6 protein-coding genes and 2 pseudogenes are annotated in these 17462 nt (G+C 41.2%); 3 read left to right on the top strand and 5 right to left on the bottom strand.

The genetic code is table 11. The annotated features are described in order from the left end of the window. Window positions 1-171: 171 nt before the first annotated feature. The 5 genes and pseudogenes from D3222_RS25855 to D3222_RS06315 all read right to left on the bottom strand — a co-directional run. Complete coding sequence (locus D3222_RS25855) at window positions 172-1443, bottom strand: phage tail protein (RefSeq protein WP_232832424.1); 1272 nt, start codon at window positions 1441-1443, stop codon at window positions 172-174. Between the two features lie 144 nt (window positions 1444-1587). Continuing rightward, complete coding sequence (locus D3222_RS06335) at window positions 1588-2307, bottom strand: gp53-like domain-containing protein (protein WP_118985401.1); 720 nt, start codon at window positions 2305-2307, stop codon at window positions 1588-1590. A gap of 708 nt (window positions 2308-3015) precedes the next feature. Next, a complete protein-coding gene (locus D3222_RS06330) occupies window positions 3016-3615 on the bottom strand; it encodes a tail fiber assembly protein (RefSeq protein WP_118985400.1) in 600 nt (199 codons plus the stop codon). Beyond that, window positions 3612-4088, bottom strand: a pseudogene (locus tag D3222_RS06325) (phage tail protein); the annotation flags it as partial. The pseudogene D3222_RS06325 and the gene D3222_RS06330, both read right to left, overlap by 4 nt. 717 nt (window positions 4089-4805) lie before the next feature. Further along, window positions 4806-5099, bottom strand: a pseudogene (locus D3222_RS06315) (transposase); the annotation flags it as partial. Window positions 5100-6128: 1029 nt separating this feature from the next. Between D3222_RS06315 and rtxA the strand changes: the two are divergent. The 3 genes from rtxA (at window position 6129) to tadA (ending at window position 17455) form a co-directional block, all read left to right on the top strand. Continuing rightward, window positions 6129-15683, top strand: a complete 9555-nt coding sequence (gene rtxA / locus D3222_RS06310; protein ID WP_118985398.1) for an MARTX multifunctional-autoprocessing repeats-in-toxin holotoxin RtxA — start codon at window positions 6129-6131, stop codon at window positions 15681-15683. A 418-nt stretch (window positions 15684-16101) separates the two neighbouring features. Then, the gene (locus tag D3222_RS25850) at window positions 16102-16698 is read left to right on the top strand and encodes a gp53-like domain-containing protein (RefSeq protein ID WP_232832423.1); all 597 of its coding nucleotides are present in this window, start codon (window positions 16102-16104) and stop codon (window positions 16696-16698) included. Window positions 16699-16945: 247 nt separating this feature from the next. Further along, complete coding sequence (gene tadA / locus D3222_RS06300) at window positions 16946-17455, top strand: tRNA adenosine(34) deaminase TadA (protein WP_369973499.1); 510 nt, start codon at window positions 16946-16948, stop codon at window positions 17453-17455. Window positions 17456-17462 lie beyond the last annotated feature (7 nt).

The following is a 17462-nucleotide window of genomic DNA, read 5'->3' as shown; positions in this document are numbered from 1 at the left end:
GTTGGGTGATTGCTATTATTTAAGTCTATTTGTTCTAATTATTTATACCCTTCATCTTTCAAGCAGCAGCTTGAAAGATGAAGGGTATAGGTAAATATCTTTATCAAATAGGGGAATGAATTGTCCCCTGAAAAACAAAATGGGAAAAGGGCTGCCATGCAGCCCATAATTCTAATCAGCAATATAAATTTCTGTAATATCAGGGCAATCCTCTTTGTTTACTATAGATAACCTCAGTCCTCCATCTGACGAATGCACAACGAGCCATCCTCTTGATCCATATCCGGAACCAACCAAAATATTATCGATAGGAGGCATTTGTAAAGGTAAAAATATACCTGGGCTACCAGTACGTAAATATATACATCTTCCTCGTATGTCCTGACTCAGTGATATGCTACTTCCGCTATCTCCACCGGCTCCTATTTTTTGCCATCCCTGATTAGGGCCTTTCTTTTGATATCGCTTGTCAGATTCCGAGCGTGAATACGCTCCGACATCTCCGGCTTCCAGATTGATGTCTTCAACCAGCGCTTTGCCGTTAATTTTCCTGTTATTAGGAACCGCATTTTTTGCCAATGCTACGGTTTCTGATAAACCAAGTTCATTGACAGTAGGTTTGTTTTTGGTTGTATAAATACTCGTCCAATCTTCTTCAAATCCATAATTATCGCGAGCCGAGCGATAAGCAATACCGCCGTTTTTGTAATGCACTTTCAACTGAAAAGCCGGACAACTCCCAACGCCATTATAGAAGTGCACAATATGATCACTAAATTTCGGACTCAGTAAGTCATATGATCCTGAATCTACATTCCACGGGACCTGGTTATCAACAGAGTATTTTCCTGTTAATCCGAGCCTAAATGCTCCCACATCGCCAGCTCCTAAATTGATATCGCCAGTCAATGCCTTACCATTAATTTTCCTACTACTCGGCACAGCATTTTTCGCCAAATTGACGGTTTCCAATAAGTCGAGATTTTTCACAAACTCATTTTTATTGGCAATATCCGCCCCATTTTGGTTTTTAGCTAATCTATTGTTAGCATTGTCATTTACATCAGAAATAAGCTTCTGAGTTGCAGCGAGTGAATGACTATTACCAACCACATCTGTAAGCTGAACAATACCTTTCTGTGTTAATGAAGCATCGGGAATTTTTGGTACTATTTTTTGTTCCAGTGCCTTATTTAATTGAGCGGTGAGTTTCTCTATATTTCCATCATCCAGAACATCATTGCCAGATTGTGTCGCGATAAAATTAGCGACTACAGAGGATATCGTGGATGATTGACGTAATGCCTTATTTAATATATTAGTGGTAATACCATCGGGTGCAAACCCGGTCTTCAAATTATGACTTTCCTCATATTTTTCTTGGCTCACTACATTAGCATTATTACTAATGGAAAAAGCCTTAAAATCATTCTTTGGACTCATATTATACTCCTTAAAATTTATAAATAACATATTGGATTGTTGTGGAAATAATTCTTTATTTAATGCGCTGAATATATGGTTTTATTGTTCATGGTTTTTTGCTAATTTTAAGTAAATAATTATAATAATTTGATTTTTATTAAATTAATATCCTATTGCTTTAAAATATGCTGTAACAATGGGAGTCCAATTAGTAGGGCTTCTAAAACATCGAAATTCACGCTGATTTTCTATGATTACTGAAAATATTCCTGCTGCGTTAGGGCTGTGGCCATTATGAGTTAACGTGACATTAAAACATTTATTTGGGAATGGTATTGGAAAGCTGTTTAAATATCCAGATGTGTAAGAACCATAACCATTAACTTGAGCTATTCCCCACATTTCAATTAGACCAGAAGGTGATTTTTGCCAGCCAATTTCATTCAAATTTTTGGTGAAAAATGACATGTCTGGAATCTGATTAATCCCCGCTCCTACTTGCCGTTTTGCAGCTTCATTTAAACCTAAGTTTTTCAAAAACGTATTTTTATCAGGAATATCTGCGCCGTTTTGTGCTTTTTCCAATGCGGAGTTAGAAATTTTAGTTATAATTTTTTGTTCTAATGCTCTATTTAATTGAGTGATTAGTTTAACAATATCCCCGTCATCCAGAACATCATTGCCAGATTGTGTCGCGATAAAATCAGCCACGACAGAGGCTATTGTTGACGACTGACGTAATGCCTTATTTAATACATGAGTAGTAATATCTTCTGGTGGAAACCCAGTTTGTAAATTCTGACTTTTTTCATATTCCCCCTGACTCACTACGTTGGCATTATTATTAATGGAAAAAGCTTTAAAATCATTCTTGGGACTCATATACACTTTCCTTAAATAAAATAATGTTATGTTATAATTAACATGTTGAGTTATAGTATAGGTAATTTATCGAGATTGATTTTAATTATAGTCTACTCCAAAAAGAGGATGGTAGGATTATATTATAACTTAAACGATTGATTATTTATGTATGACTGGTGGCAATAAGTTATTTAACATATTGTTATCGAAAGTATATTCAAGATGTTTATATTTCACGTATGGAAATTATTTTATCTTATTTCTTTTGGGAAATTTTAAATTATTTCCAAAAGTTTTATTAAAATACATTGTGTCAAAGTGGTAACTACGAAAATACTATTGTTTTGTCTATTGATTAGATTATTATATTTGTTTTATACCCTATGGATTTCAAGATACATCGCGGCGGCAAGGGAGCGAATCCCCGGGAGCATAGATAACTATGTGACCGGGGTGAGTGAGTGCAGCCAACAAAGAAGCAACTTGAAAGATGACGGGTATATGTTATGTTCCATAAATATAGAGGGGTATATTTATCAAATAGAGAGAAGAGTTATCTGCTAAAAAAATAAAAAAGGGCTGCTATGCAGCCCATAATTCTAATTAGAAATTATGTTTGACCGGATTAATACTGCCAAAGCATTGGAAATCGACCGGTCAAAAAAGTCATTATCATCACTGGAAAAAAGATCGGGGATAGAATAGTGCCCGGTCTTGATAATTTTATTATTCTGGTATTTGTGGCCACTCAATATCTAAAGACATTGAAGTATCAACACGGCTCAGTAATACCACATACTTCTTCCAGGCAAGCAATAATGCTTTCTCTGGGTCTGAGGCCATCTCAGTTTCAATGGCATATTGTAATAAAGTGATAGCTTCATTAGCCTGTTGACGAAGAATGACACGGTGTTGTTCTGCCTGTTTAATCTGGTTGGCTTTTTGAGCTTCAATATCCGTTACCCATTTTTCACCATCCCACTTATCAAAATCGGTGCTTGGTTGTTTGAATGTCAGTGTTTCTGGTAATTCACCCGGTTTAATGATTTCCTTCTGTTCCCCAGTTTGGGTGTTGTAAGCTATTCTCCCTCGATAGTCTGGTACCATTTGCCAGCCGGTTAAATCAGGTGAACGACAGGCGATATATCCCTCTTGGGCTTTAGGTGGCGCGTCTATGCAGGAATTGGCAGGAAGGCCGATACCAACGGGAAGGTACTCATCAGAACTGTTTAAATATTCCAGCGTAATCGCATCGTAATTAAACACAACGATACTTCCGGCACTGATGGCAATATTATTTTTATCCAGTACAGCCTTATTCATCATGCAATCCTCACAATGTAATTAAATGCCACATTTCGTGGACGTGTTTCTGTTCCCGTTGAAGCAGCAATCGCATTATCCATATAGCCGTAACCACCAGATCCCATGCCGATAGCGATGCCTATTCCGCGAGGATCAATGCCGTAGTTAATGTTTTGGTAGACACTATTGAGAATACGGCCCGCTGCACCTACCCCGTCGGTTCCGCCATTTGAGTTGGACCACATCCGGACAACCCTGTGACTATGTGGAGCAATATCTGCTAGTTGCCCGGATAATAGATATCGGCCAATATCCACCCCACGCCCATCATCCCAGCCCCGGATAAATTCACCCCGTAAATCGGGTAATCTGCCAGTAGGGTAAGCTTGCGCTAATTGTGGATATAAAGTTTGATCGAAGATCGCTCCATTGCATTTCACCCACCCATTTGGTGGTATGTCAGTCGGCCAAGGAAGTGGTATTCCTACCGGGATTTCTTCAAGTACCAACGTGCTCATTATGCTGCCCTCATCATATAGTTAAACGCTAGGTTATGTGGCTTTGATACCCCGATATCGGTCATCCGCCACTGGGATAAACTGCTGCTAATTTTGGATATAAAGTTTTATCGAAGATTGCTCCATTACATTTCACCCACTATTTGGTGTATGTTAGTCGGCTAAGGAGGTGGTACACCTACCGGAATTAACTTTTCCAGTTTTTCACAAGTACATTTTTATTAGGAATATCTGCAACATTTTGTGATTTTTTCAATGCGTAATTGGAAATTTTAGTTATGATTTTTTGTTCTAACTCTCTATTTAATTGAATGTTGAGTTTAACGATATCACTATCATTGAGAACACTATCACAGATTGTGTCATGATAAGATTATCTACAACAGAGACTGTTGTTGACGATCGACGTAATACCTTATTTAATAAATGAGTGGGGACATTATCTGGTAGAAATCCAGAATACAAACTCAGGATTTTTTCGTATTTTTCTTGATTTACTACATTAGCATTATTGCTAGTAGAAAAATCCTTAAAATCATTTTTGGGACTCATATACTTTCCTCAAATTAGATTATGTATTTATAGACCATACCTTGAGTTGTTGTAAAGATAGTATCCGTTCATTTATAATTTAGTTCAGAAAAGGAATAATGGAATGATTTATAACTTAGGTTGTTAACTACTTATACCCGCTTAACTTGAAGATGCAGGATTCATAACCTGGAAGTTGTCATTAATACGGCACGACAAGTTCCCGGCCAGTTCCGGTAATATTTCCGTAAAAAAGCGATGTATTGCCTGCTTGAACAAGGTCGTCGAGGCGAAATAATGGTTATTCCTGACTTGTTCATTCATCACCTTCCACAGCCTTTCTATCGGGTTCAGATTCGGGCTGTACGGTGGCAGGTAATGAAGCTCAATATTCATCACATAAGCCCAGTCTTTCACCAGCCTGCTTCGGTGGTAACCAGCTCCGTCAAGGATAAGACCGGGGTGAGCGAGTGCAGCCAACAAAGAGGCAACTTGAAAGATGGCGGCTATATATTACCACAACTATTAATCTCGAAGGTTTAATTAGAGATTATATTATAATTATGAAGATTTATTTATAAAAAGATGGGTGTTAGCTCTGGACAGCAACTGAAAGATTATTGTCGTCTGAACGATTGTGATCTCTCTGTACCAGAAAGACGTTTATATCCAGAAAGCAGAAATTTTATTTATGATATATTTTTGTTTTTCTTTTGTTAATATTATGCTTTAAGGATTTATCTGTATTTTTATAAAAAAATCAGACTATTATTGTTAGATGATATTTTTGTAGATGAACTATTATTTTATTTTGCTTATTCATTTTACCATATTTATAGAGATATAAGCTCATTATATCTTTGGGATTAATGCTTCTATTTTTCGGTATATTGTGTTGTCTTTGTGAATAAATTTATTCTTAAGGGAGAAATATGTTTAAAAAATTAGAACAAGTCATCTTTGATACCCGTGATAACAAAAGCATTTTCTCTCTTATTTCTTTGGTTATATACCCTATGGATTTCAAGTTGTATCGCGACGGCAAGGGAGTGAATCCCCGGGCGCATAGGTAATTATGTGACCGGGGTGAGTGAGTGCAGCCAACAAAGAGGCAGCTTGAAAGATAACGGGTATAAAAAGAACAATGGGATAAATAAGATAGTGGCTGAAAACAGCAATCAGCCTGAATTAAAACAAATTATATAAAACATGCTTAATTGATTGCTGTCATTGTGCTTTTTACCGTGGGAAGGACGGGGGATTTGTATCATCCGCGGGAAATTAGATTTTCAAAACAATTGTTGTATCTATCAGATGCAGTAGTTTTCCATACCCAATGGATTTCAAGATGTATCGCGACGGCAAGGGCGCGAATCCCCGGGCGCATAGATAACGATGTGACCGGGGTGAGTGCGTGCAGCCAACAAAGAGGCTGCTTGAAAGATAACGGGTATATTTAACCTAAACTTAATTAAGGGATTATTTATGGGGAAATCATCAAACCGTAGTGCGGAATTTTTCTTTACTGGGAAATATGATGATGATGATGGTGGGAATAATATTGTTGCTATTGGATTGGGAGGGGAGATTTATGCCAAAAAAGGGAATGATAATATTACCGTTGGTGCGCTTGAGACAACAATCCATGCCATTTCTGGCGATAAGGCTGTAGAGGGTGCTGCCGGATATCTAAAAATAGTGGATATTGACAGTAATCTGAAGGTACATGGTGCCGCGGGTTATGTAAGTATTGATAAAAGCGGTAATGGCAATATTTCATTTGTTGGCGCGGCGGGTGGTGTTTCCATGGATCACCGAGGGAGCAGCGGTAATCTAAATTTTTCTGGGGCTGCCGCTTATAATAACCTCAGTCGTAAAGGTCAATCCGGTAATGTGGCATTTAAAGGTATCGGTGGTTATAACGGATTATGGCACGAAACTAATCAGGGGGATTTAAACTTTAATGCCGCAGGGGCGGGTAATAAAATTGACCGTACCTGGCATGACCGTTATGAAGGAAGCAAGGGAAATGTGATATTTGTTGGTGGAGGGGCAGCAAATAGCATCAGTTCGCGGGTGGAAAGCGGTAATATTACGCTCACTGGTGCTGGGGTTGATAACCACATTATTCGTAAAGGGAAAGAAGGCAATATTATCTTTCAGGGTGCCGGAGCATCAAATCGCATTGAACGTTTGCGAGATAGTAAAGATAAATATGAACAGACTCGCGGTAATATCGATTTTGAAGGTGCCGGTGGTTATAACAAAGTTTATTCTGATATAGCTCATGGTAATATCCGTTTCTCCGGTTCCGGTGGTTACAATGAAATATCAAGAATAGGTGAGGATAGCGATTCGTATAATAAAGCTTTGGGATACGCTAGCGCGGAGGAAATTGTATTAATAACGGCGAAGATGGGATCCCAGAAGCCTCAGCAAGTGACTGCTATTAAATCAACGACTGAGTCTAATACTTATCTCTTTGCATTTGCTGACGGAAAATATACTAAGATCAGCAAAGTTCAGCTAAAAAATGATCCTAAAACCAATAAATTGAGTTATTACGCCACTTCATGGCGTAAAAATGGTAATCAACTCAAAAATCTTGCTACGGAAAATATCTCTTTAGAGAATGGATATGATGATATAAGCAATGATGGTGATTATCGTCTTTCCAATTTAATCTTTGAACATCATCAACCCGTTACTATTCAGCATACTGTTGAAGAAGATTTGCGAGAAAATCAGTGGGTGACTTATGCCAGCGGAACCACGGCTAAAGCAGAAGATATCAAGCTGATTGATGCAAAAATGCATGGGCGTTCAATCCATTCTAATGGTTCGGTATTGGATGTTTCGGCGGTGAAATCGAATTGTCGATCAAATGCTTATGTCTATGCCAAATATGTCGAGTCATATACCAAAGTGGTTGTGGTGGAATTGAAGAATGATGATAAAACCGGCGAGCTGAAATATTATGCCAGTGCCTGGTATAAAGCGGGCGACCATACCCGAGATTTAGCCAATGAAGATTTTTCACGTGCAAATGGTTATAGCCCGATGGAGGCGGGAGGATATTCACTCACTAACCTTAAATATCAAGTCGATACTGTACGTCGTGTCTCTGAGCATTTAGAGCATATTGAAGAAGATAGTCTTCAGGAATGGGTGAAATCATCTTCGAATATCGGTGATAGCTCCGGTGATGTTAATTTTAGCGGTATGGGTGGCGGAAACGTCATTAAATCCAGTGTAATAAATGGCAATGTTAATTTTGAAGGTGATGGGATTGCTAACGTCATTCTTCATAGTTCGAGATCCGGTAATACACATTTTAAAGGCGCAGGTGCTGCCAATATCATCGAAAAAAGTGGCATAGATGGCAATCTGACATTCCGTGGTGCAGGTTTGGCGAATGTCCTTGTTCACCAAAGCCGGAATGGGGAAATGGATGTTTACGCCGGTGGTGCGGCAAACGTTCTGGTACGTGTCGGTGATGGACTGTATCTGGCTCACCTTCTGGCGATTGGCAATATCTCAATCCACCAAGGTAATGGCGACAGCCGGGTCATCATGTTTGGGGGGTATAACACCCATACCCAAATAGGTAATGGCAGCGCGAATTGGTTAGGTGTCGGCGGTTTTAATGTGATGACCCAAAAAGGTAAAGAAAGTATTTCTTCGGTACTTTTGGGTGGTGCTAATGTGTTGACCAAGCTTGGCGAAGATAATCTGGTTTCCGGCATGCTCGGGGGAGCCAACATTATCACGCATATTTCGGGTGATAATAAAATATCAGACACCACAGCAATTGCGCTGGGCGGTGCCAATATCCTGACCAAAGTAGGCAACGGTGATACTACCGGCATTATGCTTGGGATTGGTAATGTGCTGACTCATGTTGGTAATGGCGATCGTTACAATTTCGCGAAAGGTAAAGCGAATATCATTACCAAAGTGGGCGGAATGCGAGAAGTCACGGTAGTTCAGGGCGATGTTAACATTATCACCCATGTTGGTAACGGTGATGATTATACGGGAGCTTGGGGCAAAGCTAATGTCATTACTAAGGTAGGCGATGGGAATAATGTAGTACTTGCCAAAGCTGATGCCAACATTGTGACTCAGGTCGGGAACGGTGACAGCTTTAATGCCTTGTGGAGTAAAGGCAATATCGTCACCAAAGTCGGTGATGGTATGCAGGTTACTGCGGCAAAGGGTAAAGCCAATATCACCACTACGGTAGGGAATGGTTTAAGCGTCACTGCGACACATGGCGACTTGAATGTGAATACCAAAGTAGGTGACGGAGTTTCGGTCAACGCGGTGTGGGGTGAATATAACGTCAACACCAAAGTTGGAAATGGTCTCAATGTTGCGATCATGAAAGGCAAAGGTAATGCCAATATTCATATTGGCGATGGCCTGGGGATCAATGCCTCTTATGCCCGCAATAATGTGGCGATTAAGGTGGGTAATGGTGATTTCTACAGTCTTTCTATTGCAGAGAGCAACACACAAAGTAGTCATCTCTCTTCTCTGTTTGAGAATATTAAACAAACTGTGTTCAATGTAGAGGGAAGCCAGGCGATTAATTATCTGATTCGTGGTGATGAGGCAAATACTTCTGGCGTCAATAAAGGTAGAGGGGCGATTAATTTAACCGAAGTTTCCGCCATTGATGGTTTCCAGATGGATAAAATTGATGAAGTGAGTTCGGATCTGGCGAACAACTTGAGTGGTGCAATAACCCCGGTAGAAACGCCTGATATTAAAGTTATTCAGAATGACTTGCAGATTGGAGATAATGTTGGTTCAGCTCAGGATCAGGCATCACCACACGCTGATGCGGTTGTCAGACATGCGAAGCAGAATAAAGCCGCGCAAAATGCGTTAAGCGATAAAGAAAAAGCGGAGATAAATCATCAGCGTCTGCAACAAGAGAAAGATAAACAGCTTAAAACGATTTCAAAATCACAAGGCCAACTAGAATCAACCAATCAGGCTGCGCTGAATACCAATGGTCAAGTGCAGCGTGATGCAATAAGTGAAGAGTCTAGGGGAGTCACGGAAGAACTATTCTCCCTGACTCAAGGTATGGGGGCGCTTAATAACTATGGAAATTATGATGGTAAATCAGGTGATGAGTGGCGTAATCGGTTTGCTGGTGGATATCTGGATAATATCCAGAATAAATTAAATGATGCCAAACTTACTGCACAGAAAAAATTAGCTGATGCACAGCAGCACTTTATTGATAAACGAGAAACAGTAATAACAGCCATTAAGAAATCAGAAGTAGGTTTCACGAAAAGCGCTGAGAATCTAGATAGTGCAGACGACGATATTGCAGACGCTGAGAAAAAAGCGGAGCAGAGAAAAGAAGAGGCATTATTACAGAAACAACGAGCCGATAAAGCGGTGAGTGACGCCAATACCGCGTATGACAAAGCGAAACAGCGTGGTGAAAGTGATAGTACAGCGGCGGAAAATAAAACGACACAGGCGCAGAAGAATGCAAAAAGCGTGAAACAGGCTGATAATGCTAAACCGGATCGCATTGGGGCAGCGGGCAGCGGTTTGTCTGGAAACGCTTATACACCGATTGAGGTGGAGAAATCGAAGAGTCATATCGATCCTGCATCAAAAGCTGAACCTGACGGTTGGCTCAGTGAAGATCTGGCACTAACAGTAGAAGATTTGGCTGCTTTGAATAATGCGCAACAAGCAGTCAATCGGTTACAGCTTAATAAAGGGATGCGCTCAGAAAATACCGGTGCTTCGATCATGTCAATGTTTACCGAAACATCATCCGATGGCGCGGTGAAATCAACTTTAAATAAATCCAGAGAATTAATCAGAAAAGCGCCGACGATTTCAGGTATTGATCTGCAAGGATTAGGGGGAAATAACCCTAGATCTCGTTCTTCTGTACTTAAAAAACTAGAACTTATCTTACTGAAGAAGGATGACAAGCGGTTTATTGATTCGACTAAAAGACGTCATATCGATCTGCCTAATAAGGCGCTGGTGGCCGTGCGTGAGGCTTTTAACCGTACCGTTGAGCAGCCCGATGAACAGCATGTATTGCAGCTTGAACAAGCACTGGCGCATTGGCAGCAGCATGATCCCAAGGAATTCGCTCAACGTAGCAAGCTGGTGAAAAGCTTACGTTTTGAGATGGGTGAGCTGGTTGCTCACATTCAGGCCCAGAGAGCTGAGTCAGCCAGGATTTTGGGTATCACTGTGCCCCCTGAGCAGGTTGCGCAGTTCGGACAGCAGGTATCGTTCGATGGGATTGGCCGTGTGGTGGGCCTGAAAGGCGATATTGCACAAAGCGAAATTAATCGTCTCACTGATTTGCAAATTAAGCCATTAACCCAGACTAACTCTGTAGCAGAGCGGGAAGCACCTAAGACCGAAAACGAAAGCCTTATCGTTTTCGTCAGCCGATTACAACAAGAAGCTATCCCAGCAGGTAAGCCGCTGATTGAACGTGCCAGAAAACTTTGGCTTACCGGGCAAGTGACAAATGAAAAAACCAAAGAATTATTTAAGGATGCTGTTGCCCAGTTGCAAACATATCCTGAATTGCACACGCTGGCTCAACAGCTATTGACTGATGCCAACAGAGAGAAGGCTACTGGACAATATATTGATAACCTGTTTGGTCGCCATTTTGATTCTGAACTGGCTTATGAACTGGTGAAAACGGCTTCACCAGAGGCGAAAAATACCGCTGAACGAACAGGTAACTTCTTGGTGGAAGATTTTGGGCGGTGGATAGGTGAGCTTTATCCTGAAGGCGAGAAACGTAACGGGGCAATTGATAAAAAGATGAAATCTTTTGCCGAGGCTATTGATAAGGATTTTCGCCCTTGGTTCAGCCGGGTGCCTGAGGTAACGACATTCTTGGACGATCCGACTTTTGCTAATTTCAAGACCATGATGACCAAGGTTGATGATGGTTTTTCTGTGATTAAGGTGCCGTTTCTGGCGGTAAAAATGGCGACCACATCGGGAATGGGGATGGATGTTGCTGACTGGAAGAGAAAAGGGGATTCTTTCTATCTGAACGTGATCACCAAAGCTCGTTCAACCAGTACTGAACTGACTGCCGGGACGAATGCGGAGGATGTTAAGTACAAAGTAGAAATTACGGAAAAGCAGACCAATGATTATGGCACGGCGTTGCCCTACCAACCTGCGAATAATAAACATGACGACTTTTTGTATGGTAGAAAGGTCGCGGCAGGCCGGATCTTGACTCCCGGACGGGAAACGGCATTTGAGAGTAATGCATTGGAGCGAGGCCAGTCTGTGGTAACTGGCGCGTCTGGCTCGACCAATATCATGGTTCACCTCAATGACTATATTGCCAGCAAGCAACCCGACTTCTCAACCGGGCAGAGCTATCTCAATACGCTGTCGTTTTTGGTATTTGATGGTGGTCACTCTGTCAACGAAAGTCTGGTGGTTTATCGGGCACTACAAGCAACTGATGAGATAAAACGTAAACAGATACTGAACAGCTACACGGCTAATTATCAGGATCTGGCGGATATTGCTGGGGAATCGGGTAAGGTGTGGGTAAATCAGGCGCTGGATAACGCGTTTAAAGAAACTCAAGAGTTTTATCAGAAGTATGCGGTAGTAAAACCACAAAGCCGCCCTGCGGTGGAAGACTTAGAGGGGTTATCTGGCAAAAATAAAGGGGTAGAGCCGACGATTATCGGCGATAGTCATCTGAAAAAGTCCGTTGATGGCTGGCAAAAGGTGGATGTAACGCCACAGACTGATGGTCGTGAAACCCGTTTTGATGGTCAGATTATTCTTCAGATGGAAGATGACCCGATAGCTGCCAGAGCAGCCGCTAATCTGGCGGGTAAACACCCGGATTCCAGCGTGGTTATTCAACTCGACGCCAACGGTAAATATCGTGTTGTTTATGGCGATCTGTCTAAATTATCAAATAAATTACGTTGGCAGGTTGTCGGTCATGGTCGTGATACGTCAGAGCAGAATAACATTCGTCTGAGTGGTTACAGCGCTGATGAATTGGCGACGAAACTAAATCAGTTTTATCAGGCGGCTAAGCTGGGCAAACAGGCCATCAGCAAACCCGATCACATCAGTTTGGTGGGTTGTTCACTGATTAGTGATGATAAACGGGATGGCTTTGCGCGTCGCTTTATTACTGAATTGGATAAACAAGGCATTCGCAGTGATGTGTCAGCCCGTAGTAGCGAAGTTGCGGTTGACGCAACAGGCCGTAAATTTACCCGTGACGAAAATAACCAATGGGTTAACAACTCGCCTGATAACAAAATTGTATTGAGCTTGAATGCTGAGAATAAACTGATAACGCATACCGAACAGGTTCGTCGTGGTATTGCTGAAAGCGATATCGACTTCGCTAAAGTCGGGTATACGCAGGCTGATTCGGTTACCAAAGGGGAAATTGCGGATAACACAGAAATTTTCATTAAGCCACAAAAGCGTGAAAAGGTTAATACCAGCGATAACTCGCATCGTCAGCTCAGTTACTCCGGTAATATCCAAGTGGATGTCGGTGAAGGAGAGTTTACGGCGCTTAATTGGGGAACCTCGAACGTAGGTATTAAAGTGGGAACCGGTGGTTTTAAATCGCTGGCTTTCGGTGACAACAATGTGATGGTTCACATTGGTCATGGTGATAGCAAACATAGCGTTGATATAGGCGGCCATCAGGCGCTTGAAGGTGCGCAGATGTTTATTGGTAACCGTAATGTCAGTTTCAATCAAGGACGCAGTAATGACTTGATTGTGATGATGGATAAATCCATCCCAACGCCACCGTTGGTCAATCCATTTGATGATACTGCCCGTATTGCTGAGGTATTGAAAGGTATTGCTCGTTCCGGTGAAACGCAGGATTGGTTAGCGGCACAAGATCAGCAATGGACAATTGCCGGAGCGAGGAAGTTTGTGCGTGATATGTCTGGTTTAGACCAAACTAGTAGCGTGGATTACAAAACGCTGCTTGATTTGGACTCACAACATGAACGTAGCAGCCGTGGTTTGCAGAATGACGCCGAATCAGCACTGAATAAGAAATTTAATCAGTGGTTAGGTGAAAATGGCAATAGCATTGAAATGGGCAAAATGAGCCGGGCAGATAAATTCCGTCAGGCTAATCAGAAGCTGGCCTTCAACTTTGCTGTTGGCGGGCGTGGCGCTGATATTCAGGTGACGACCGGCAACTGGAACTTTACGTTCGGTGACAATATTCAGTCAATTTTGGATACCAATCTGGGTTCACTGTTTGGTCTGATGACCCAGCAATACTCGGCAACGGGTATGGCGAAAACAACCTTCACCTATACCCCGCAGGATTTACCGCGTCAGCTTCAGAATAAGCTGCTTGGCCGATTATCGGAGGTGGGGGCGGATACCACTTTGGCGGATATTTTTGGTGTGGATTACACCGCGGATGGACGTATTGTTTCCCGCACGGGCAAGCCTGTTGATGGCGAGGTGATGCTAAAAGAGATGCTGGAAGTGATAAAGGAATTTAGTGGTGATCAACTGGCAACCTTCACCAACCCGGGGAAATTGCTGGATAGTTTGGAGGCCGGCATCAAAGCGGGAGAAGATGGGGTCAGGACATTTGCGGAAAGTCATGGCTTGAAAGAGAAAGCACCCGATAAAAATCAGGAACAAGGCGCGGTGGTTAGCACCAACGGAGATAACGCTCAGGCTAATAGCAAAGCAGAACGTGCATTTGGTTTTAATTCGCTGAATTTACCTAACCTGTTTGCAACGATGTTTAGCAAAGATAAACAAGCAGAGATGCAATCATTAGTGACCAATTTGAAAGAGAATCTAACCGCAGATCTGCTCAATATGAAGCAAAAAACCTTTGATTTCCTGCGTAACAGTGGTCATCTGCAAGGAGATGGCGATATTAATGTGTCGTTGGGAAATTATAACTTCAACTGGGGTGGTGACGGTAAAGATCTCGGTGCCTATTTGGGCGATAACAACAACTTCTGGGGTGGTCGCGGTGATGATGTTTATTACTCGCTAGGAACATCCAATATCTTTACGGGTGGTGAAGGTAATGATATGGGCGTTCTCATGGGGCGTGAAAACTGGATGTTTGGCGGCAATGGTGATGATACCGCCGTGGTAGCCGGACGTATTAACCATGTCTTTATGGGCGAAGGTAATGACCAGACATTTGTCTTTGGTGAAGGCGGCCTTATTGATGCGGGTAATGGGCAGGATTACGTCGTGACTTCCGGTAACTATAACCGGGTGGATACTGGGGCAGGTCAGGACTACGCGGTGACCATCGGCAATAACAACCGGGTTGATTTAGGTGAAGGCGATGACTTTGCCAGAGTATTTGGCAATGACAACCGGATCGATGGTTATTCCGGTAATGATACGATTAAGCTGATGGGCTACCATGCGATGATTAATGGCGGAGAAGGTGATGATCACTTAATAGCTGCTGCGATTTCGAAGTTCAGCCAGTTTAACGGCGGTGATGGACAGGATTTGTTAGTGCTGGGCGGTTATCAGAACAGCTTCCAGGGTGGAGCCGGTGTCGATAGCTTTGTGGTCAGCGCAGAAGTGATTGATAACCGGGTTAACGATATCAACGCAGAAGATATGATCTTGTTTAATGGTGTTGATTGGAAGGACTTATGGTTCCAGCGCAGTGGATATGATTTGGTGCTGTCAGTGAACCGCCATACTCAGGACAACACTGCTCAGGAGATCTTTGAATCGGTGGGTTCAGTTACCTTTAATGATTACTTTAATGGTCATCGTGCCAAATTAGTGACGCAGATGGGGGATAAAGACAAATCAGGCGAGTATAAATTTACGGCACTTTCTGACAATGTGGTTGATTCATTGATTCAGGCAATGAGTAGTTTTTCCCCGACAGTGGGCGATAATGGTTTTATTGAGAGTCTGGGCAGTAAGGCGAGAGCTGCTGTTGCCACGGCATGGGCCGATGTAACTCTTGGCAAGGGAAAATTTGCTTAATTAGCTCTCTGTAAATCAGCAAAATAATTGTCGTAGAAATAAAAATAGCTCACAGATAATGTGGGCTATTTTTTTGTTTTTTTGTGAAGTTTAAGTTGGTACTATTTCTGAGTTTTATTTGTTAATGTTGAATTTATTATAAGAATGCAAGAAGTAATAATATTTCTGATTATTGTCATGAATTATTTATTTCGATAACGTATTAGGATTTTTTTGTGGGTATATGTAATGCTATTATTGCTGAGGTGGAGTCGGTTTGTTTTGTTATATTTTCTTTAATAACATAATGATTAAAATAAGTTTATTGCTTGTTTTTACATTGATGTTATCTTTATCTTTATCTTTATCTTTGTATTTGAAAGTTTCTATTTAAATAAATTTTTAGTAAATGAAATCTATTGTTTTTTGTGAGGGATAAATGAGTAATAAGAATGACTTTAAAGCGTTTTCTATTGGTAATAATGCTAATGTAGTCAGTCAGGAAAGATATGAAAAAAGTCAGAATTTACAAACTGGGTTTCCACCAGAAGATATTACTACTCATGTATTAAATAAGGCATTACGTCAGTCGTCAACAATAGCGTCTGTCGTAGCTAATTTTATGTCAGAGCAATGTGGAAAGGATGTTTTGGATAATGGCGATTTGGCAACCCTTAATAAGACTTTTACTGATTCATTACAGTGTCATATGAATAAACAACTCCCTGGTAATTTATCACCTAATGGTTATCAACAACTGCCGGGTGGGTTGATACTTCAATGGGGAAGACATAATTTTACTCCATTAGCGATAAACAAAGTTATTTTACCAACATCTTTTAAGCATGGTTGTCTGAAGGTTTTTATGTCACCTGTTGGTGATTGGATATTTCTGATGTCAGCAGCACCTAACGGGACATTGAATACTTTTTACTCTTGGGTTGCCGCGCGAACTGTTAACGCTTATGGAACTGAAATTAAGTTATCTGCTAATGATACTTATGTATATGGAGATTATTTCGCAATCGGTTTTTAATTAACACTTTAAAATGAATAATAAGCCGAACTTGTTTCGGTTTATTATTTAAAGGGAATGTGTGAATGTCATGAAATAGAATTTCATTATATATTTTTCTATTAATCCTGGGGATCTTATAGTGATAAGAAATATATAAAATGATCTCGGATATATATTCCCAATGTAATAATAAGAAAATATATCTGGAAAATAGGTAAAATAAATCGTTATAATCATCCCTGATGTAATCAAAAGAGATACCGCAGTGATTGAAATATATAGTGACGAATATTGGATGCAGCAGGCGATAGAACGAGCAATGAAAGCGCAAGAACAGAGAGAAATACCTGTTGGTGCTATATTGGTCGCTGATAATAAAATCATTGCAGAAGGTTGGAATCAATCTATTATTGCGCATGATCCTACCGCTCATGCTGAAATTATTGCGTTACGCAAAGGGGGAGGACAGTTACACAATTATCGTTTGCTAAATACTACTCTATACGTCACGCTTGAGCCTTGCACTATGTGCGCTGGCGCCATGATACATAGCCGAATACAGCGGTTGGTTTATGGCGCCAGTGATATGAAAACTGGCGCCGTGGGTTCTTTGGTTGATATATTGCGCCATCCTGGCATGAATCATCAAATTGATATTACCAGTGGCGTACTTGCTGAGGAATGTTCAACGATGTTGAGTGCTTTTTTCAAACAACGTCGGCTGCAACATAAAGCATTAAAAGCCGCCAGAAAACAGCAGCAAGAAAATCAATAGATATTAT

The organism is Photorhabdus sp. CRCIA-P01, from assembly GCF_003545805.1.
GTDB lineage: Bacteria > Pseudomonadota > Gammaproteobacteria > Enterobacterales > Enterobacteriaceae > Photorhabdus > Photorhabdus antumapuensis.
This window is presented reverse-complemented; position numbering and strand designations above follow the sequence as displayed.